The sequence below is a fragment of the Sphingomonas pollutisoli genome, assembly GCF_029167165.1.
Lineage (GTDB): Bacteria > Pseudomonadota > Alphaproteobacteria > Sphingomonadales > Sphingomonadaceae > Sphingomonas > Sphingomonas pollutisoli.
Map to the genome: position 1 here is coordinate 192,236 of NZ_JARFNJ010000007.1, position 19,220 is coordinate 211,455.

At 66.8% G+C, this 19,220-nt stretch carries 17 protein-coding genes; 6 read left to right on the plus strand and 11 right to left on the minus strand.

Annotated elements, in window-relative coordinates; translation table 11 throughout:
- Window positions 1-12 precede the first annotated feature (12 nt).
- Window positions 13-1,875, minus strand: coding sequence for an ABC-F family ATP-binding cassette domain-containing protein (locus PX554_RS16710; protein WP_275503642.1), 1,863 nt, complete (start codon window positions 1,873-1,875; stop codon window positions 13-15).
- Window positions 1,876-2,028: 153 nt separating this feature from the next.
- Here PX554_RS16710 and PX554_RS16715 point away from each other — a divergent pair, with 153 nt between their 5' ends.
- On the plus strand, window positions 2,029-2,181 hold the full coding sequence (locus tag PX554_RS16715) for a hypothetical protein (protein WP_176787155.1): 153 nt from the start codon (window positions 2,029-2,031) through the stop codon (window positions 2,179-2,181).
- Window positions 2,182-2,198: 17 nt separating this feature from the next.
- Here PX554_RS16715 and PX554_RS16720 read toward each other — a convergent pair whose 3' ends face one another.
- The 6 genes from PX554_RS16720 to PX554_RS16745 form a co-directional block, all read right to left on the minus strand.
- Complete coding sequence (locus tag PX554_RS16720) at window positions 2,199-3,503, minus strand: sensor histidine kinase (protein ID WP_275503644.1); 1,305 nt, start codon at window positions 3,501-3,503, stop codon at window positions 2,199-2,201.
- 41 nt (window positions 3,504-3,544) lie between these two features.
- Window positions 3,545-4,264 carry a response regulator gene (locus tag PX554_RS16725; RefSeq protein ID WP_093224484.1) on the minus strand — a complete coding sequence of 240 codons (720 nt, stop codon included), beginning with the start codon at window positions 4,262-4,264 and terminating at the stop codon, window positions 3,545-3,547.
- A gap of 79 nt (window positions 4,265-4,343) precedes the next feature.
- Entirely contained in the window at window positions 4,344-4,949 is a 606-nt protein-coding gene (locus tag PX554_RS16730; protein ID WP_176787160.1) for an EF-hand domain-containing protein, read from the minus strand.
- Between the two features lie 182 nt (window positions 4,950-5,131).
- Complete coding sequence (locus PX554_RS16735; protein ID WP_093224487.1) at window positions 5,132-7,522, minus strand: hypothetical protein; 2,391 nt, start codon at window positions 7,520-7,522, stop codon at window positions 5,132-5,134.
- Window positions 7,523-7,802: 280 nt separating this feature from the next.
- The gene (locus PX554_RS16740) at window positions 7,803-9,014 is read right to left on the minus strand and encodes a TCR/Tet family MFS transporter (protein ID WP_275503652.1); all 1,212 of its coding nucleotides are present in this window, start codon (window positions 9,012-9,014) and stop codon (window positions 7,803-7,805) included.
- A 55-nt stretch (window positions 9,015-9,069) separates the two neighbouring features.
- The gene (locus tag PX554_RS16745) at window positions 9,070-9,855 is read right to left on the minus strand and encodes a sulfite exporter TauE/SafE family protein (RefSeq protein WP_275503654.1); all 786 of its coding nucleotides are present in this window, start codon (window positions 9,853-9,855) and stop codon (window positions 9,070-9,072) included.
- A gap of 227 nt (window positions 9,856-10,082) precedes the next feature.
- Between PX554_RS16745 and PX554_RS16750 the strand changes: the two genes are divergently transcribed.
- A complete protein-coding gene (locus PX554_RS16750; RefSeq protein WP_093224490.1) occupies window positions 10,083-10,304 on the plus strand; it encodes a hypothetical protein in 222 nt (73 codons plus the stop codon).
- A gap of 341 nt (window positions 10,305-10,645) precedes the next feature.
- On the opposite strand, the gene PX554_RS16755 is transcribed toward PX554_RS16750, so the two are convergent.
- Genes PX554_RS16755 through PX554_RS16765 form a run of 3 tightly spaced genes read right to left on the minus strand, consistent with a single transcriptional unit; the run spans window position 10,646 to window position 13,682 of the window.
- Window positions 10,646-11,053 (minus strand): VOC family protein, encoded by a 408-nt coding sequence (locus PX554_RS16755; RefSeq protein WP_275503657.1) that lies wholly within the window; start codon window positions 11,051-11,053, stop codon window positions 10,646-10,648.
- Window positions 11,053-12,138, minus strand: a complete 1,086-nt coding sequence (locus tag PX554_RS16760) for a hypothetical protein (RefSeq protein WP_275503660.1) — start codon at window positions 12,136-12,138, stop codon at window positions 11,053-11,055. The genes PX554_RS16755 and PX554_RS16760 overlap by 1 nt, the downstream gene beginning before the upstream one ends.
- An 8-nt stretch (window positions 12,139-12,146) precedes the next feature.
- Complete coding sequence (locus tag PX554_RS16765) at window positions 12,147-13,682, minus strand: MBOAT family O-acyltransferase (protein ID WP_275503663.1); 1,536 nt, start codon at window positions 13,680-13,682, stop codon at window positions 12,147-12,149.
- Between the two features lie 213 nt (window positions 13,683-13,895).
- Between PX554_RS16765 and PX554_RS16770 the strand changes: the two genes are divergently transcribed.
- Entirely contained in the window at window positions 13,896-14,837 is a 942-nt protein-coding gene (locus tag PX554_RS16770; protein WP_176787163.1) for a class I SAM-dependent methyltransferase, read from the plus strand.
- A 30-nt stretch (window positions 14,838-14,867) separates the two neighbouring features.
- Here the strand turns inward: PX554_RS16770 and PX554_RS16775 are convergent, their stop codons facing one another.
- A complete protein-coding gene (locus tag PX554_RS16775) occupies window positions 14,868-15,806 on the minus strand; it encodes a LysR substrate-binding domain-containing protein (protein WP_093224498.1) in 939 nt (312 codons plus the stop codon).
- Window positions 15,807-15,959: 153 nt separating this feature from the next.
- On the opposite strand from PX554_RS16775, the gene PX554_RS16780 reads away from it, so the two are divergent.
- From PX554_RS16780 to PX554_RS16790, 3 genes are read left to right on the plus strand one after another with little or no spacing between them, the layout of a single operon-like run.
- Window positions 15,960-17,099, plus strand: a complete 1,140-nt coding sequence (locus PX554_RS16780; protein WP_275503666.1) for a TIGR03364 family FAD-dependent oxidoreductase — start codon at window positions 15,960-15,962, stop codon at window positions 17,097-17,099.
- Window positions 17,096-17,905, plus strand: coding sequence for a phosphonoacetaldehyde hydrolase (gene phnX / locus PX554_RS16785; protein WP_275503668.1), 810 nt, complete (start codon window positions 17,096-17,098; stop codon window positions 17,903-17,905). Before PX554_RS16780 ends, phnX begins: the two co-directional genes overlap by 4 nt.
- Window positions 17,902-19,218, plus strand: a complete 1,317-nt coding sequence (locus PX554_RS16790; protein WP_275503670.1) for a DUF5690 family protein — start codon at window positions 17,902-17,904, stop codon at window positions 19,216-19,218. The genes phnX and PX554_RS16790 overlap by 4 nt, the downstream gene beginning before the upstream one ends.
- Window positions 19,219-19,220 lie beyond the last annotated feature (2 nt).

The window sequence follows — 19,220 nt, forward strand, 5'->3', positions numbered from 1 at the left end:
AACGGGTTGGTTCTAGGCCGCGATTCCCTCAAGCGATTCGCTGATCTCGAACCACACCGCCTCGGCCGCTTCGAGCTTCTTCGCCACCGTCGCGCGTTCCTTCGCCCGCGCGTGCGGGTTCATCCGCGCGAGCCACGGTTCCGCCACCGACGGATCGGCGATCGCGCGGTCGATTGCGTCGCGCTGGCGGGTGAGCTTGGCGACCAGCGCCTCGGCCTCGTGCGCGCGCTTCTGCAGCGCATTGGCCTGCTCGCGCGCGGCGTCGGCGGCCTTGTCCTTGGCTTTCGCCTTGCTCTTGGCCTCGGCGGCGGCGGGGTCGCCGGCGAGCACGAAGGCGATATAGTCCTCCATGCTGCCGTCATATTCGCGCGCGGTGCCGTTATCGACCAGCACCAGCCGGTCGGCGGTCAGCTCGACCATATGGCGATCGTGGCTGACGAGGATGACCGCGCCGTCATAGGCGTTGAGCGCCTGCACCAGCGCCTCGCGCGCATCGACATCGAGGTGGTTGGTCGGCTCGTCGAGGATCAGCATGTGCGGCGCATCGCGGGTGATGAGCGCGAGCGCGAGCCGCGCGCGCTCGCCGCCCGAAAGCTTGCCGACCTTGGTGATGGCCTTGTCGCCCTGGAAGCCGAACCGGCCAAGCTGCGCGCGCACCGAGGCCGGGGTCTTGCCCGGCATCACCCGGATCATGGTTTCGAGCGGTGTGTCGTCGCCGTCGAGTTCCTCGACCTGATATTGGGTGAAATAGCCGACGCGCATCTTGCCGCTCGCGTTCATCGCGCCGTGCATCGGCGCGAGCTGCGCGGCGAGCAGCCGGGCGAGCGTGGTCTTGCCGTTGCCGTTGCGGCCGAGCAGCGCGACACGGTCATTGGGGTCGATCCGCAGGTTGAGCCGCTGGAGGATCGGCGTCTCGCCATAGCCGACCGTGGCGAGATCGAGCGTGATGAGCGGCGGCTTCAGCTCGTCGGGGCTGGGGAATTCGAACGACAGCGACGGATCTTCGGCCATCGCCGCGATCGGCTGCATCTTGGCGAGCATCTTCTGGCGCGACTGCGCCTGTTTCGCGGTCGATGCGCGCGCCGAATTGCGCGCGATATAATCCTGCAGCTTGGCGCGCTGCGCGTCCTGGTTGGCCTTGGCGGCGGCGAGCTGCGCCGCCCGCTCGGCACGTTGCCGCTCGAAGCTGTCGTAATTGCCCGTGTACATCGCGACGCGCCCGCCCTCGACGTGGAGGATCGTGTCGACGACGTTGTTGAGCAGGTCGCGCTCGTGGCTGATGACGACCATCATGTTGGGGTATGACTTGAGGAAGTTCTCCAGCCACAAGGTCGCTTCGAGATCGAGGTGGTTCGAAGGCTCGTCGAGCAGCAGCAGATCGGGTTCGGAGAACAGCAACGCCGCCAGCGCGACGCGCATCTTCCAGCCGCCCGAATAGCTGTCGAGCGGGCGGTTCTGCATCTCCTCGTCGAAACCGAGGCCGACCAGGATCGAGGAGGCGCGCGCCGGCGCGGTATAGGCGTCGATCGCGCCCAGCCGCTCGTAGATCTCGCCGAGCCGATCGGCATCCTCGCAGGTTTCCGATTCGGTCAGCAGCGCGGCGCGCTCGACATCGGCGGCGAGCACGGTTTCGATCGGCGTCGCGGTGCCCTGCGGTGCGTCCTGCTTGAGATAGCCGATCCGCGTCTTGCGCGGCATCTCGATCTCGCCGGTATCCGGGTCGATCGAGCCGATCATCACCTTCATCAGCGTCGATTTACCCGCGCCGTTGCGGCCGATCAGCCCGACGCGGCTCTTGCCGGGCAGCGCCGCCGAGGCGTTGTCGAGGATCGTCCGCCCGCCAAGGCGCACCGTGATACCGTTGATATTGAGCATAACGCGCGCGCTTACCATGCGGTGCAGCATTCGTCACCTCTCGGCGTCGACGGCGAAGCTGTGGAACATATCGCGGCCGCATGCGTTGAATCGTGGATAACCGACGGTGAGTCGAAAAATGACCTCTCTCCGCACGGATATGAGGAGCGAACGATGAACGGTGTTATCTATTTTCGCGCGGATCATGAACTGGTCGGCCGGGTGATCGCGGAGAAGCTGCGCCGCCGCACCGATCGTACCCGGATCGACGACGGCTTCCGCGTGGCGACCCGCAACGACGCGCATTTCGCCCCGGCTCTCGCGTAACCGGCACGACGGGCGGCCTAGCGCGGCAGCGTGATCGTCGCGCTCAGGCCGCCCTCCGTGCGGTTGGCGAGCACGATGTCGCCGCCCGCCTCGCGCACGATCGCGCGCGCCAGCGCGAGGCCCAGGCCGATGCCGCCGGTATCCCTGTTGCGCGAATGTTCGAGCCGCGTGAACGCCTCGAACACGTCGTTCAGGCGATCCTCCGGGATGCCGGGGCCGCGGTCGCACACCGCGATCCGCACCTGCTGCGGCGTCTCGGCGAGCTGCACCTCGACATCGCGCGCGTATTTCAACGCATTCTCGATCAGGTTGCGCAACGCCCGGCGCATCAGCGAGGGCCGCAGCCGCATCCGCAGCCGCGCCCGCTCCTCGAACGCGACCTCCTCACCCAGATCGAGGAAATCGTCCACCACCGCCTCGACCAGCGCGGCGAGATCGACCTCGGTCGGCGGTTCGCTCGGCCGCCCGAGCCGGGCGAGCGAGAGAATGTCGTCGAGCGTGCGGTTCATCTCGTCGATCGTCTCGGCCATGCGCGCGCGGTCTGTATCGTCGTCGACCGATTCGATGCGGACGCGCAGCGCGGCGAGGGGGGTGCGCAGGTCGTGCCCGATCGCGCCGAGCATCCGGTCCTTCTCGTCGAGCATCGCGGTCACGCGCAGCCGCAGCGCGTTGAACGCCGCGATCACGTCGCGCACGTCCTGCGGTCCGCGCCCCTCGATCGGCTCGGTCGGCTCGCCGGGGCGGAAGCCGCGCGCCGCGCCCGCCAAGGTGCGCAGCGGCTTGGAGATCTGCCGCGCCGCGACCAGCACCGGCACCAGCACGACGACATACAGGATGATCGTCTGCGAGACGAGATGCCAGAAGATCATGTCCTCGCCGCGGAACCACGGCACCGACAGCACCAGCCAGTCGCGGCCCGGCCGTTCGATCGCGATCATCAGCTCGCCGCCGGCGCGGCGAAACCGTTCGCGGCGTTCCTTGCCGGTGAAGCGCAGCCGTGGGTCGTCGGGCGTCAGCGTGCGTACCTCGGTCTCGACCCGCCCGGCCTTGATCCCCGCCTCGGCGAGCGCGGCGCGCAGGCTGCGTTCGATATCGGGCCGATGCTCGCCCTGCGGCGCGACCGGGGACAGCGCGAGGCTGCGCACGCGGCCGCGATCGGACCGCCTCGGGTCGCCGAACGTGTTGCGCTCGATCGCGTCGGCGATGCGCCCGACCACCGGCCCGGTCGCGCCCTCGATGCGCGCGCGCTGGCGCTCCTGCAACAACAGCGTGAAGTTGATCGCCTGCGCGACGAACAGCGCGACCGCGATCACCAGCGCCATCTGCCCGGAAAGGCTCCGTGGCCACAGGCGCGGGCGCAGCGTCAAAGCCGCGTGACCTCGGCCGCGAGCGTATAGCCGCCGCCCCACACGGTCTTGATGAGTTCGGGGTTCTTGGGGTCGGCCTCGATCTTGCGGCGCAGCCGGCTGACCTGATTGTCGATCGCGCGGTCGAACGCCGCCGCCTCGCGCCCCTGGGTCAGATCGAGCAACTGGTCGCGCGTCAGCACCTGGCGCGGGCGCGTCACCAGCGCGTGCAGCAGATTATACTCGCCCGTCGAGAGCGGCACCGATACCCCGTCGTGATCGACCAGGGCACGCTCGCCCGATTTGAGCACCCAGCCGGCGAAGGCGAACGATCCGGCGGCGGGCGCATGCTGGCGCACCCCGCCGCCGGCGGCACGGCGCAGGATCACCTTGATCCGCGCGGTCAGCTCGCGCGGGGAGAAGGGCTTGACGACATAATCGTCGGCGCCGATCTCCAGCCCGACGATCCGGTCGGTCTCCTCGGTCTTGGCGGTGAGCAGGATGACCGGGGTGTCGCCGGTCGCGCGGATATGGCGGCACAGGCTGAGACCGTCCTCGCCCGGCATCATGATGTCGAGGATGACGAGGTCGATCGCATAGGCCGCCAGCCGCATCCGCGCGCCCTCGGCGTCGCCCGCCTGGGTCACGCGGAAGCCCTGCTTCGTCAGGAATTGCGCGAGCGGTTCGCGGATCGAGCGCTCGTCGTCGACGAGCAGCAGATGCGGTGTGTCACCCATGGGGTCTGGGCTTAGCATAAAGCGTCATCCTGCCAAGGTCGCCGGGCGGGCGAGGGCGCGCGCCGCCCGGCGGCCGGTCCTATTGGCCGGCGTCGGCGCCCGGCGCCGGCATGCCGCCGTGGCGGTGGTGCATGTGCGCGGCGTTCAGCTCGGCCTTGTCGACGAAGCCGTCGTGGTTGGTGTCGAGCTTGGCGAAATGCGCGTCCGCCTGCGCCCGCATCTCCTCGCGGCTGATGCGGCCGTCATGGTTGGTGTCGATCTTGTCGAACCAGTCGCCATGGCCATGCGGCCCCGGCATCCCGCCCGCCGGCGGAGCCATGCCCGCGCCGCCGCGCGCGCCGAGCGCCGCCATCTCGTCCTTGGTGATCTTGCCGTCGTGGTTGGCGTCGAGCCGCTGGAAGCGCGCCTCCGCCTCGGCCATGAACGCCTCGCGCGTGATCGTGCCGCCCTGCGCGCGCTCCGCCATCCGCCCGCGCAGCTCGTCGCCGGCGAGCTTGCCGTCGTGATTGGCATCCATCCGCTGGAACCGCTCGGCGGACTGCGCCAGAAACTCGTCGCGGGTGATGACGCCATCGCCGTTGGTGTCGGCGCGCATCATCATCCCGCCGCCCGGACCCTGCGCCACGACCGGCACACCGGCCAGGACCGTCCCGGCGAGCGCGGTGGCGAGAAAGAGCATCTTCATCGTGATCGTCCTCATCGATGGACCCGGCCATCCCGGATCATCCGTGAGGATTTAGGCCGCGTCTGTACCGCGGCTATGTCAGTTCGCCCCGAAACTGTCGCAATGTGTCGCGTCGCTGGATGATCGCCCTCTCGGCGATGACCGACCCCTAAGCTGACATTGCTATCGAGAGGAAAGGCTCGTCACTCAGGCAGGAAGCCCAAAGCATAAACGCTCGGGCGCAGTTTGGCGGTCAGCGCGGCATAGGCTGTTTTGAACGGATCGAAGTCGGTCAGTTCGGTGTCGCCATGGGCTTCCAGCGCGCGGCGAATCTGATACCATCCGGCGTCGGGCCGCCCGAGCTTGTACTCGTCGCGTATCTTGCGCGGGAAGCTGGTGGCGTGGAAGCGCTTCCAGAGCGTGCGGCTCGTGTCGAGCACTGCACGCGCCTCGGGCGAAAAGGCCATGCCTGCGATGTAGCGGACCATGAAGTCGCTCTCGAACCGCCCCTTCGCGCCGACTTCGGCCTCGGTGAAGGGGATGAAGTGATTGACGAGGCTCCAGTCGCGATCGTTCCAGCGCAGGCCGTCAGCCCCGGCGGTCAGGTTGCTGCCATTGAACAGCATCCAAACGAGGCAGTCCGACTTGAACTCGTCAGTCAGCCGTTCGCTTGGTTGCAGGAACTGGTCGCGGTCGTTGAGCCAAGTCGGCTTAATCAAGCGGCGGACGCTGAAGACGATGGCCGCTTGCCATAGGTTTTCGACCAGTATGTAATAGCCGCCACCATTGCCACCTGTAAATATTGAAGAAGTGATAAGTGTTTCTAGTTGAGCATGCTGTAAATCGTTGTTGCTGGCATAGAGAAAACCAATCGCATTTTCGCACTGCCTCTTTGGACGAGGATTGTCAGAAACCTTGAGCGCATTAGAGAGCGGTAAAGCTGGTGCGCCGCGTGCCACAGGTCTATTTATCCAGACATTTAAAAGCTGATTGGTAGGCGCGGTCCGATAAATTTTTTCGCCGATGACCGCTCCCGCCCGATTCAAGACAGCAACCGGCGTTTCAGTAATATTCTCTTTCTGACTTTGATCCCAAACCAAGAAGCCAATAGGGAAATTTCCCTTCAATTTATCAAAAACCCGGCTCGGAACTACATAGCCTCCAATAAATTTTGCTCTCCAGCCTTGTCGGAATTTCTCAAAATTTGGAGAGTTAACATACTTTAGCTTGCTGAACATTGCTAGCGTGGCGGATGGCATTTCCTGCTGAATGCGAACAAGGAACTGGACGAAAAGCTCCTTACTTGCGAAACCGGCGCTAACGCGCTCCATCATCCTTTGAGCACGTGTGTTTTCGACACCCTTCTTGTTATTGTTCCCGCGTCCGATCCCGGAGCCAGTTTCCGCATAAGGCGGATTGATAAGCACTAAAATTTGCTTCGCGCCCGTCTTGCTCTCTTTCGCATCAGCGATCGCCTTCCGCAGCGCGATCGGCAGCTTGTTCGACAGACTGTGGTCAATCTCGCCGAAATCTGTGACGTCGTCGTTAAGATAATCGTACTGGAAAATTTCCGCTCCCGCGAAAGCAGGATTTGATTTCATGATCGTTACATCCGCCTTGTCGAGCGTCGACATGAAGACGTTGCGCAGGTTGCTGTGCTTAGCCTCGAGATTACCGACGCCCGCGCACATGTCCCATACCAAGTAGCGGTTCTGCCAGTTCTCGCCCAGTGTGGCGCGCAACTGATCATAGGCTTTGTCGACGATGTGCAGCGGTGTGTAATAGGCGCCCTTGAACTTCTGTTCGTCCACCGGGAGCAGGCTGTCGCGCCGTTCGAGCAGATAGTGGCGGTGCTTCTGCTCGGGCGGCCGGTGGTATATTGCCCAGAAATTACGATAGCCGCGATCGTTGGCCAGTTCGAAGGTTTCACCATTAAGCAGAAAGATCGGCCCGTCGGCAGTCATCAGCAGCCGCGCAGGCAGGTTGTGCATCGCCTCGTGCTCGCCGTCGTGCATGATGTCAGCGAAGAAGAGCACAGCATAATCCGCCTGCGCTTTTACGCCCAATTCCTGCCCGATCATCGCGACCCAGCGATCGAACACCTGTCGCAGATTGTCGGGCGTGATGGGCGTGCGGATGATGCGCCGTTGTTTGATCGCGTCCTTCACCGCCCGGATGAACGCCGCCTCGTCATGCGCGATCTCATATTCGACGATGTGCGTCTGGACGTAGGGCGCGATCTGCGCGCCCAGTTCCTTGCCCGCGCCCGATCCGGATTTCGGCCAGACAATGCTCTTGTCGTCGAGCAAGGGCAGGGCCTTCTCGGTTGGCATAATCGCGGCCTTGTCGCGGTCGATCACGGCAAGGAAAGCTGGGATCGGTTCGCCCCGCTTCTTCGCCGCGCGGACGTAGAACATCAGTTGTGCGAACATGATGATCGGCGGGGTCGAAACCGCTTTCGCTTCGAACCAGACCTCCTGCGTCTGGATATCGACTAGGTTTTTGGAAACGCCTTTGAGACCCAAGGCCGCTATGTAGGCGTCCTTGACGTCCTCCTCGGTTCGGGCCGTGGCGAGCGCCTGTGCGAGTGTCATCAAGTGTGGTGGCCCTGTTTCTCGTCTTAAGAATAAGATCGGTTGGTATACGGTCGTTTCACTGGTTGGCGATATCTAAGCCACCGCGTCCAGGCCAACCCTGTCCTACAGCCGCCGCCATCGCCATACTCCGCGCCATGCCCGTCGTCCGCATCCGCGCCGATCGTCCCAGCCCGCGTTCGCGGCCGGCCGGGCGCGTGCGCGCGGTCTGCGTGCCAAAAGTGACACTGCCCGTACCGTGCGCTCGGTGGGTCACGTTAGCCATGTTTGGCCGGCCCACTCACGCCGGCGCGACACGCTCCCATCGCACCAGCCGCGTCGCGACGATCACCGCCGCGACCCCGGCCAGCGCGGCGGCCAGCAGGAACGCCGCGCCCGGTGTGCCATGCTCGGTGCCGAACGCGAGCGTCTGCGTCATCGCGAGCGGGCCGATCACCTCGGCGACGCTGCCCAGACTCGCCATGCCGCCCTGGAGCGCGCCCTGGTTCGCCGCATCGACGCTGCGCGAGAGCAGCGCGTTGATGCCGGGAAAGACCAGCCCGGTCAGCGATCCGAGCGCGATCAGCGCGAACACCATCCAGCCCGCGGTCGCGAAGTTGATCGCGACGAAGGTGATCACCGCCACGACCATGCCGATCATCACCGTGCGCGCCTCGCCGAAGCGCCGGATCACACGGCCGGTGACGAACACCTGGGTCAGCGCCATCGTGATGCCGGACGCGGCGAGCGACAGCCCGATCATGTGCGGGCTCCAGCCGAAGCGGATCTCGCACCAGAACGCCCAGGTCGCCGGATACACCATCTGGCCGATCTGCCAGCAGAATGCGACGATCAGCAGCGGCGTCGCGCCGCCGGCGTGGAACACCGGCTTGAACGCGCCGAACGCGTTGGCGCGGCGCCAGTCGAACGCGCGGCGGTCGGCGGGCGCGAGCGTCTCGGGCATCGCGACCGCCATCCAGACCGCGTTGAGCACCGCCAGCGCGCCCGCGACGACGAACGGCGCGCGCGGCCCGAACCCGACGAGCAACCCGCCGATCGCCGGGCCGATGATGAACCCGGCGCCGAACGCCGCGCCCATCAGCCCGAACACCTCACCCCGCTTCTCGGCCGGCGTCACGTCGGCGAGCACGGCGTTGGCGGGGCCGTAGATCGCGCCCGCGACCCCGGCGACGACGCGGCCCAGGAACAGCCAGCCCACCGTCGGCGCGAACGCCATCAGCGCGTAATCGACCGCGAAGGCGATCATCGCCGCGAGCAGCACGGGGCGCCGCCCGAAACGATCGCCGAGGCTGCCGAAGACCGGCCCCGCGACGAATTGCGCGGCGGCGAACGCGATCAGCAACGCACCGCCGGTGCGCGCCGCGTCCGAGAGGCTGCCGCCTTTCAACTGCACGATCAGCGTCGGCAGCACCGGCATCACGATGCCGAAGCCGATCGTGTCGATCAGCACGGCCGCCAGCACGATCGGCACCGCGCGATGTTCGAACCGCATTCTTGTGAAAACCCCTCCGCTCCGCACATGGGGCGCTACCACGGCTCGACGGCCTTTAGAACAGGAGCTTGCCGCCCACCACGAGCAAAGTCAGCGCGAGGATCGCGCGCAGCACGCCATCGGGCACGCGCGCCGACAGCAGGCTGCCGATGACGATGCCCGGCACCGATCCGATCAGCAGGCTGCCGAGCAGACCGAAATCGACCGCGCCCATCACCCAATGGCCGATCCCGGCGATCAACGTCAGCGGCACGGCATGCGCGATGTCCGATCCGACCAGCCGATTGGTCGGCAGATGCGGGTAGAGCGCGAGCAGCGCGGTCATGCCGATCGCGCCCGCGCCGACCGAGGTGAGCGAGACCAGCACCCCCAGCAGCACGCCGAGCGCGACCGTCAACTCGGCGACACGGCGCATGCTGAGCGCGTTGATCGCCGGCGCGATCCGCGCGACGATTTGCCGGCGAAGCAGCATCGCGATCGCCGTCGCGATCAGCGTCAGGCCGAGGACGATCGTGACGACATCGACCATGCCGCCATAATGTTTGCCGGCATAGCCGAGTGCGATCAGCGTCAGGACCGTGGCGGGCACGCTGCCGAAGGCGAGCAGGCGCACCACCCGCCAGTCGACGGTGCGGTTGAAGCCGTGGACGCCGGTCCCCACGCTCTTGGTCGCGGAGGCGTAAAGCAGATCGGTGCCGACCGCGGTGACGGGATGGAAGTTGAACAGCAGCACCAGCAGCGGCGTCATCAGCGATCCGCCGCCTACCCCCGTCAGCCCGACGAGCGTGCCGATCGCGAGGCCGGCGACGGAATAGAGCGGGTTGATACCGGCAAGAATCATGCGCGAGCCTCAGAAATGTCGGTCCGCCCATGCACTGCGCGTCACGCGGCCGCAACAAACAGAAGCTTGTCCGTCCATGCGTGCCGGTATCATCGCGACGTCAGGATGACGGTAGCGCTCCCATAATATTCTCGGACAATAGACTACGGCATGTCGGACAAACTACAGTTGAAGTTCGCTGCGACAAAGATATTGCAACGGATGGTGAAAAGACGGATCATCCCGCGATGGTCGAGACGGTTCGCGATTCGCTGGCAGCACATCTTCGATCGATGTCGATCGATAACTTCTCGATTTCGGGCGACACCGTCCGCATCGGGCGGACACATTGGGCGGCGAGCATCTGCCGCTGCGGAGACCCCCAGTGCGATGGCTGGTCTCTGGAACCGCTGCTTCCCGCCAGCATGACCCCCGACCGGCCCGCGCAGGGGCTCGGTGCCGCCCGCTGAGGTTCGTAAGCGTCTCTAATTCACGGGAAATATTGCGTTTTTCGCGGAACCTTAATCGCGCATGTACGTTTCTTCATGAAGCTGGGCGTCACCCGGACGTTCAAGCCGTGTTATAAGCGGCGCGATATAAAACAATCGTCGATCGGCGGACTCGCCATCGGCGGGTCGATTAGGAGAGTGCTATGGGTCGTGGGGAAGAGTCGCCCGTGGAATTGGCACCGGATCAACTGGCTGGTGCCAGCGTTCTCGGCGGCGTGGTCCTCGGCGGCGCGATCAGCCTGGTGATCTGGGCAGGGATCGTCAGCTTCTTCGTTTTTTGACTTCGGAGGCTCGCCCGCGCGTCATGACGCGAGCGGCTGGACGAATTCGATCTGAATCCCGCGCGTATCGACCGGGTTGACGAAGTTGCACAGGAAATCCCCCGCGCCCTTCACGGGCTCCGGCTCCAGCATGCGCAGCCCGCGGGTCGCGCACCAGTCCATCGTCGCGCGCAGATCGTCCACCTGATAGGCGAAATGGTGGACGCCGCCCGCGCCCTTGTTGAACTTCGCCAGCACGCTGCCGTCGTCGGGCACGACCAGTTCGATCACCGCGCCCGAGGCGGCAACGGTGAAGAGGCACCAGCATCCCCAGCGCGCGACATGGCCGCGATAGCTCTCGGCGAGCCCCATCTTCGCCATGAACGCCTCCGCATCGGCGAGATCCGGGCAGATGATGCCGACATGGTGCAGAGTATAGGCTTCGAACATCAGCGCGCCCGATCATCCGGCAGGAAATGGAGTTGGCCGCGCCGCTCGCCAGATGCCAGCCAACCGGCCAGCCAACGCGACACCTTCCCCGACCCGACGCGATTGAGATGCGCGTAATCCGAATAATTGCGCGCGTCGTTCCCGATCGCGCCCGCGTTCAGGACGAAACCGCGCGCGCGGTAGAAATCGGCGTCGGCGATCGGCTGGTCGTGCGCGTAGATCGGGAGATACAGAAAGCCGGTTTCGACATGATGCGCGTGCGCCAGCGCGATCGTCGCGCGCGTGTAATGGCGCTCGACGACATATTCATATTCGCGGAACCGCGTACCCAGGAAAACCGGGCTGCGCCGCGCGACCTTGCCCTTCGCCGCTTTCGCCAGTTCGGCCGCAGAGTGAATCGTGTCGCGATCGACCCAATTGCCACGGACCGACCAGTGGCTCAGCGTCCCGTCATGGTCGGGGCCGGCATAGCGTTTCGGGTCGAAGTCGCGATGCACCCCGAACAGCCCGGGCATCTGCGTCTGAAGGAATAGCGAAAGTTGGCGATACGGCTGATAGGCGAGATTGTCGAAATACTTCGGGTTGAGCAGGATGGGCGCGCGCAGCACGTCGCTGGTGTCCGCGACGTCGCGAAACGCGGGGTGTCCGGTGCGTGAGGCATGTTCGATCAGCGAATAGAGGATCAGCCTGACCTCGGGGTGCGTCGCCAGCAGCTCCTTCGTCATCTCGTAATGGAGGTTGCGGCCGTCCTGCGGCAGGGACAGGTTGGCGACATGCACCGTCCGCCCAAGCTTCGCAGTGAGGATCGCCTCGACCTGCGGGCCACTGACCCCGACTTCGGTGCGCGACGCGCCGATGATCGCGATGTCGATTGGCGTGCGGTCATAATGGAGCCGGTCATAGACCCAGCCGAGCGGCAGCATCGCCGTGCCGCCGAACTGCTGGTAGCGGATATGGCGGTCGTGCGGCAGCAAGGTCGCGCCGACGCAACAGGCTAGGAAGACGATCACGAACAGCGCGAGCAACCCGCGCCGCGCCGGGAAGGTCGCCAATGTCGCGCTCACGGTGTCGGTCGGCTGCGCCACGATCCTGCTCAGAAGTTGAAGTAGATGAAGTTGGTGGTCCCGCGCATCACCAGCACGAAACCGGCGAACAACAGCACCGCCGAGGCGATCGTCCAGCCGACGGTGAGCCGCCATTCGACGGCGATACGCGGCGGATCGATCTTGCGCCACTTCGCCCATTCCAGCACCGGCTCATACCGCGCCAGGATCGCCTGCGTGTTGGGGGCGAGGTAGATGATCGCGTAGATGACCGCGAGGATCGCGAGCGCGGCGCCGAGGCCGCCCGGCCACGCGACGGGGGCACCGCCGCCCAGGCCGACCATCGCCCCGTACATCCGCCACACCACGTCGAGCGACGGCGCGCGGAACGCCACCACCGCGACCACGAAGGCGATTAGCGTCAGCGCGCGGTACATCGGCTCGACGTAGAAGGGCGGCGGCCCCTTGCGCGCCTTGCGGGCCTTGCGATGCGCCATCCGCCAATATTCGTTCACCGCCATGTAGAGGCCCTGTAACACGCCGAACAGCACGAACGTCCAACCCGCGCCGTGCCACACGCCGATCACCACCATCGACAGCAGCGTCGGCACCGCGAACGACAGCAGGAAACTGGCGAGCTTGCCCGCCGCGTGATCCGCCGAGAACCGCGCGAGCGGGATCGTCAGCGGCTGGAAGATATAGCTTTGCGCCCAGCGGCTGAGCGTGACGTGCCAGCGCCGCCAAAGCTCAATGATGCTGGACGCGCGCAGCGGCGAATGGAAATTGAGCGGCAGCACCACGCCGAACATCCGCGCGGTGCCGATCGCCATGTCCGAATAGCCCGAGAAATCGAAGTAGATTTGCGCGGTATAGGCGAAGGCCGCGATCCAGCACGCCGCCATGCCCGGCGTCGCGCCAGCGGCCGCGGCATCGAATGCGGGCGCGGCCAGCGTCGCGACGGTATCGGCGATCGCCACTTTCTTGAACAGCCCGATCGCGAAGATCGTCAGCCCGATCAGGATGTTGCTGCTCGCCGCACCCGGCGGCCGGTCGCGCAACTGCGGCACCAGTTCCTCGTACCGCACGATCGGCCCGGCGAGCAGTTGCGGGAAGAACAGCACGAACCCCGCATAATCGAGCGCGCGTTTCATCTCGAAGCGGCCGCGCGCGAGATCGACGAGGAAGCCGATCTGCTGGAAGGTGAAGAACGAGATGCCCAGCGGCAGCGCGATGTGGCGAAGCGGCAGGTTCAGCCCGAACAGCCCGCCCGCACCGACGATCACCGCCGCCGAATATTTGAAATAGAACAGCAAAGCGAGATCGAAGCCGATCCCCGCCGCCAGCGGCCAGCGCGCCGATCGGCCGCTCCGGCGCCGCGCCGCGATCCAGCGCGCCGCTGCGTAATTCACCGCAACCGAGACCAGCAGCAACAAAATGAATTTTTTGCCGCCGATCGTGTAGAAAAGAATCGTCAGCGCGATCAGGAACGGCTGGCGCCAGCGTGCCGCCAACGCGCAGACGAGATGATGGAGAATCAGGGCGGCCGGTAGAAACAGCAGCAAAAAACCGGCCGAATTGAACAACATGGATTGCGCCGCCCGCCAAGCTTTGTGACCGCCTCGGCCGCGTTGACCTTACGATCCGTCGGCCCCCGGGCGCCGTGGTGCGGCCAAGCGCGGGATTTGTCCAGCCGCGCGGCCTCAGATTTCCGCGATGCGGCGAGATTGCCGGCTGCGATGCAGCATGACTATAACGCCCCGTCGAGCCCGCGAGGCGCGCGCCCGGCGTGTGGAGATGACATGACCGAGACCGGCTTACGGGTTGCGCTGCGCACGATCGCGGATACCGTCGCCGCCGCGTGGCCAGACCATGCCGGCTTCATCGCCAAGAGCCTCGCCGGCCGGTCCGACGCGGTGCTCGACGTGTCCGAGCGGTTGAGCGACGCAATTCTCAAGCTCGCGCCCGGTATCGACGGCGGCTTGTCCGCGCTCGCCGCAGATTACCGTTTCCTGTGCGAAGAGATCGTGCTGCCCGAGGAGATCCATTTCCGCCGGCACGACAGCTACCGGCTCAGCCGCTTCGAGGACGCCGAACGCGAATGCTATGCCAACGCGCCGTTCATGAACCGCTACATGAACGGGCTGCTCCTGTCCGACGTCTTGTGGTCGAACCATGCGCACGCCTTCGCCTATTTCGTCGATCACTATCTGCCGCGCCTGCCCGCCGGCGGCCGGCATCTGGAGATCGGCCCCGGTCACGGCCTGCTGCTCTATTTCGCCGCCGCCTCAGGACGCGCGTCCCGGATCGCCGCGTGGGATGTCAGCCCGACCAGCATCGCCAAGACCCGTCACGCGCTCGATCTGCTCGGCGTCACCGCGCCGGTGGAATTGACGCTGCAGAATCTGTTCGCCGCCGCCGCGCCCGATGAGGACGCCTTGTTCGACGGCATCGTCATGAGCGAGATCCTCGAACATCTCGAACAGCCGGTCGCCGCGCTCGCATCGGCGGCGCGCTGGCTCGTCCCCGGCGGGTTGCTGTGGATCAACGTTCCCGCGAACAGCCCCGCGCCCGATCACATCTTCCTGTTCGAAGGTCTCGATCATGCGCAGGCGATCGCGCGCGAGGCCGGGCTGGAGGTGATCGACGCGGCCGCCTTCCCGATGTCGGGCACCACGCTGGCGCGCGCGGAGAAGCACAAATTGTCGATCAGTTGCTCGGTGCTGGCGCGGCGGCCGGGCTGACCTCGCGGGCTTGGGCTCACCGGCTTGGACTCACCGGGGGGTGTCGGCGCCCGCCGGCATGAGCTCCGGGGCGGCGACATCCCCCTCATCCGCCGCCCGCATCTCCAGCGCGATCTCGCGCAGCGCGCGCATCATCGCGCTGCGGCGGCGGTCGCTCTGGCAGACCAGATAGCTGCGCAGCCGATAGTCGCGCGCGCCGGTATCGAGCGGCCGATACGTGATCCGCGGGTCCGGAGGGCATTCCGAGGTGAGGAAGACGCTGATGCCGAGCCCGAGCGCGATCCCCTCGCGGATCGTCTCGCGGCTCTGCAATTCGAGCGTCGCGCGCGGCCGCACTTCTGCATCGCCGAGCGCGCGTTCGGTGAAGGCGCGTGTCTTGGAGGTCGGCTCGCGCAGGATCAGCGTCTCGTCGGCGAGCGCGCGGATCGGCACGGTCGGGTGGCGCGCGAGCGGGTGATCGTTGCGCATCGCGCAGGCGAGCCGATCGGTGAACAAGGGATCGTAGCTGAAAGCGCCTTGGGCGGGGGGGTCGCTGGCAACGGCGGCGTCGATCTCGGCCTCGTCGAGCCAGCGCATCACCTCGCGCGCGTTGCCCATGCGGATCTGGATGCCGGTATCGGGGTGGCGGCGGTGAAATTGCTCGACGAGTTGCGCCGCGTAGCGTGGCGAATCCGAACCGAGCCGGAGCGCGCCGCCGGCGGGATCGGCGGTATCGCCGAGCAGATCGTCGATATCGGCGGCGGTCGCGAACAATTTGCGCGTCAGCGCGAGCAGGTCGCGCCCGGCGGGCGAGAGCCGCAGCGGCGCCTTGCGGCTTTCGAACAACGTCACGCCGTAGCGGCTTTCGAGCGCCTTGAGCTGCTGCGACAGGGTCGGCTGAGACACGTTGAGCCGCCGCGCCGCCCGCGACACGCCGCCTTCCACCGCGATCGCGTGGAACGCGCGCAGATGCTGATGATTCGCTGCCATCGGGACTTCCGCCTAGCCTAGGCTGGTGACGGTTGCGTGACGATTCCGCCGCGCAGTCATAGGTTTCACCTATGGGGCGCATTCAAGCAAACGCTTGGCCCCGCCCGGCATTTCCGCGCGAGGGCGATCCCCTGTTCGCGGGGGAGCCGATCTTTGGTCGAAGACCGATTTGACATCGCCATCGTCGGCGCGGGGATCGTCGGGCTGGCGCACGCGCTCGCCGCCGTACGCGCGGGGCTTCGCGTGGCGGTGATCGACCGCGACGCGCGGGCGAACGGCGCGTCCGTCCGCAACTTCGGCTTCGTCACGGTCACCGGGCAGGACTCGGGCGCGCCGTGGCGCCGCGCACGGCGATCGCGCGACATATGGGCGCAGATCGCGCCGCAAGCCGGCATCGCGATCGAACAGACCGGCCTCGCGATGGTCGCGCAGCGGCCCGAGGCGCTGGCGGTGCTCGAAGCCTTCATGGCGACCGACATGGCTGAGGGCTGCGATCTGCTGGCGGCTTCCGCCGCCCGCGCCCGGCTCGGCGGCGTGCGCCCGCGCGAGCTGGCCGGCGCCCTGTTCAGCGGCATCGACCTGCGCGTCGAATCGCGCACCGCCATCCCCCGGCTCGCCGCGTGGCTGGCCGAGCGTCACGGTGTCGCGTTCCGGTACGGCGTCGCGGTCCACGCGGTCGAGACCGGGCGGGTGGCGACGAGTGCCGGAACGGTCGCCGCCGACGCGGTTATCGTGTGCCCCGGCGATGATCTCGCCACCTTGTTCCCCGATGCGCTGGCGCGCGCCGGCGTGACCCGCTGCAAGCTGCAGATGCTGCGGCTGGCCGATCCCGGCTTTCGGCTGCCCTCGGCGGTGATGTCCGATCTCGGGCTGGTGCGCTATCGCGGCTATGCGGCGCTGCCCGCCGCCGCCGCGCTCGAAGCGCGCCTGAAGGTGGAGCAGCCCGGTCACCTCGCCAACGGCGTCCACCTCATCGTCGCGCAAAGCGCCGACGGCAGTCTGGTGGTCGGCGACAGCCACCATTATGCCGCCACGCCCGATCCGTTCGGGTCGAGCGCGGTCGATGCGCTGATCCTCGATGAATTCGCCGCCGTGTTCGGCCTCGTGCCGCCGGTACTCGAACGCTGGACCGGCACCTATGCGTCCGCGTCCGGGCACAGCCTCGTCGAGACGCCGATGGAGCGCGTGCGGCTGGTCGTCGTCACCAGCGGCACCGGCGCATCGACCGCCTTCGCGCTCGCCGAGGAGGTGATCGGCGACCTCGCCACCGTTCGACTGGGAGCTTCCGCATGAGTCTCACGATCAAGGCCGTGATTTTCGACTGGGCCGGCACGATGATCGATTTCGGGTCGCGCGCGCCGGTCATCGCGCTGTTGCGGCTGTTCGAGGATGCCGGCGTGCCGATCACCGAGGCGGAGGCGCGCGCTGACATGGGGCGTGCCAAGCGAGACCATATCCGCGCCATCCTCGCGGTGCCGCATATCGCGGCGGGTTGGCGGGCGGTGTACGATGCGCCGCCGGGCGAGGCGGATGTGTCGCGGCTGCATGACGCGGTCGAGCCGATCATGCGCGCCGCCGCCGCCGATTGTGCGGCGCTGGTGCCCGGCGCGGCGCAGATCGCGGCGCGGCTGCGCGGGGAGGGTGTGCGGATCGGCTCCTGCACCGGTTACACGCGCGCGATGATGGCCGACATCCTGCCGCGCGCGGCCGATCAGGGGTACGCGCCCGAGGTGGTGGTCTGTTCGGGGGAGACGGCCGAAGGCCGCCCGTCACCGCTGATGGCGTGGAAGGCGCTCGTCGAACTCGGCGTGTGGCCGTCGTCGGCGTGCGTCAAGATCGACGACGCGACGGTCGGCATCCGCGAGGGGCGCGAGGCGGGTATGTGGACGGTCGGGCTGGCCGCATCGGGCAATGGCGTCGGGCTGGATGCCGCCGAACTCGCCGCGCTTCCCGCCGATGCGCGCGCGCGCCGGATCGTCGACGCAGCGGACGCGCTCTACGCGGCGGGCGCCGACTATGTGACCGACAGCGTCGCCGATCTGTGGCCGGTGATCGAGCAAATCTCGGTCCGCGTCGGCGCCGGCGAAAAACCGGCATGAGCCCCCGCGAAAGCGCGGTGACGCGCTGGCTGCGCACCGCGCCGCCCTTCCTGTTCGCGCTCTACGGCGGGCTTGCCGGATTCGCCGCCTATTCGGCGATGTACGCCTTCCGCAAACCCTTCACCGCCGCGAGCTTCGAGCATGTCGCCGGCTGGCCCTTCGCGATTGACTTCAAGGTCGCGCTCGTCATCGCGCAGGTGGCTGGTTATGCGATGTCGAAGGTGATCGGCATCAAGGTCGTTTCCGAGATGCCGCCCGCGCGCCGGGCGGCGGCCATCCTTGCGCTGATCGGCGTGGCGGAGCTCGCATTGATCGGGTTCGCGACCCTGCCGGCGCTGGCGGGGATCGCCGCGCTGTTCCTCAACGGGCTGATGCTCGGCATGATCTGGGGGCTGGTGTTCGGCTTCCTCGAAGGGCGGCGGCTGTCCGAGGTGCTCGGCGCGATGCTGTGCGCGAGCTTCATCCTGTCCTCGGGGCTGGTCAAATCGGCCGGCGAGGCGCTGATGCTGGCGGGCTGGGCGAGCGAGCGCTGGATGCCCGCCGCGACCGGCCTCGCGTTCACGCCGCTGCTGCTCGCTTCGGTCTGGGCGCTCGCGCAACTGCCGCCGCCGGACTCCCGCGACGAGGCCGAGCGCGCCCCGCGCGTGCCGATGGGCCGCGAGCAGCGCGCGCGCCTGTTCGCCGCCTATGCCCCGTCGCTGACCGCGTTGATCGGCGTCTATGTGATGCTCACCGCCTTACGCGATTTCCGCGACAATTTCGCCGCCGAGATCTGGCGCGAACTGGGCTTCGCGGGTGAAGCCGGGATTTTCACCGTCTCCGAACTGCCCGTCGCGGTGGTGGTGCTGGTGTCGATGGGGATGCTGATCCGCGTCCGTGACAATCGCGCGGCGGTGTTCTGGAACCTCGCGCTGATCGCGCTGGGCTTCGCGCTGCTCGGCCTTGCCACCGCCGCGTTCCAGCTCGGCCTGATCGGCGCGGTCGCGTGGATGATCGTGATCGGCGCGGGCCTCTATTTTGCCTATACACCGTTCAACGCCCTATTGTTCGATCGGCTGATGGCGACCGCGTCGGTGCCGGGCAATGCCGGTTTCCTGATCTACGTCGCCGATGCGTGCGGCTATGTCGGCAGCGTCGCGCTGCTGCTGTTCCGCAGCTTCGCGCACGTCTCGCTCGACTGGAGCAACTTCCTGTGCGCGGTCTGCTACGCCGCCTGCGGCCTGGGGCTGGCCGGCACCGCTTTCGGGGCGGCGGCATTCCGCCACACGACGCAGGCGCGGGAGCGGGCGCTGACGCTGCAGCCGGCATCCTAGCG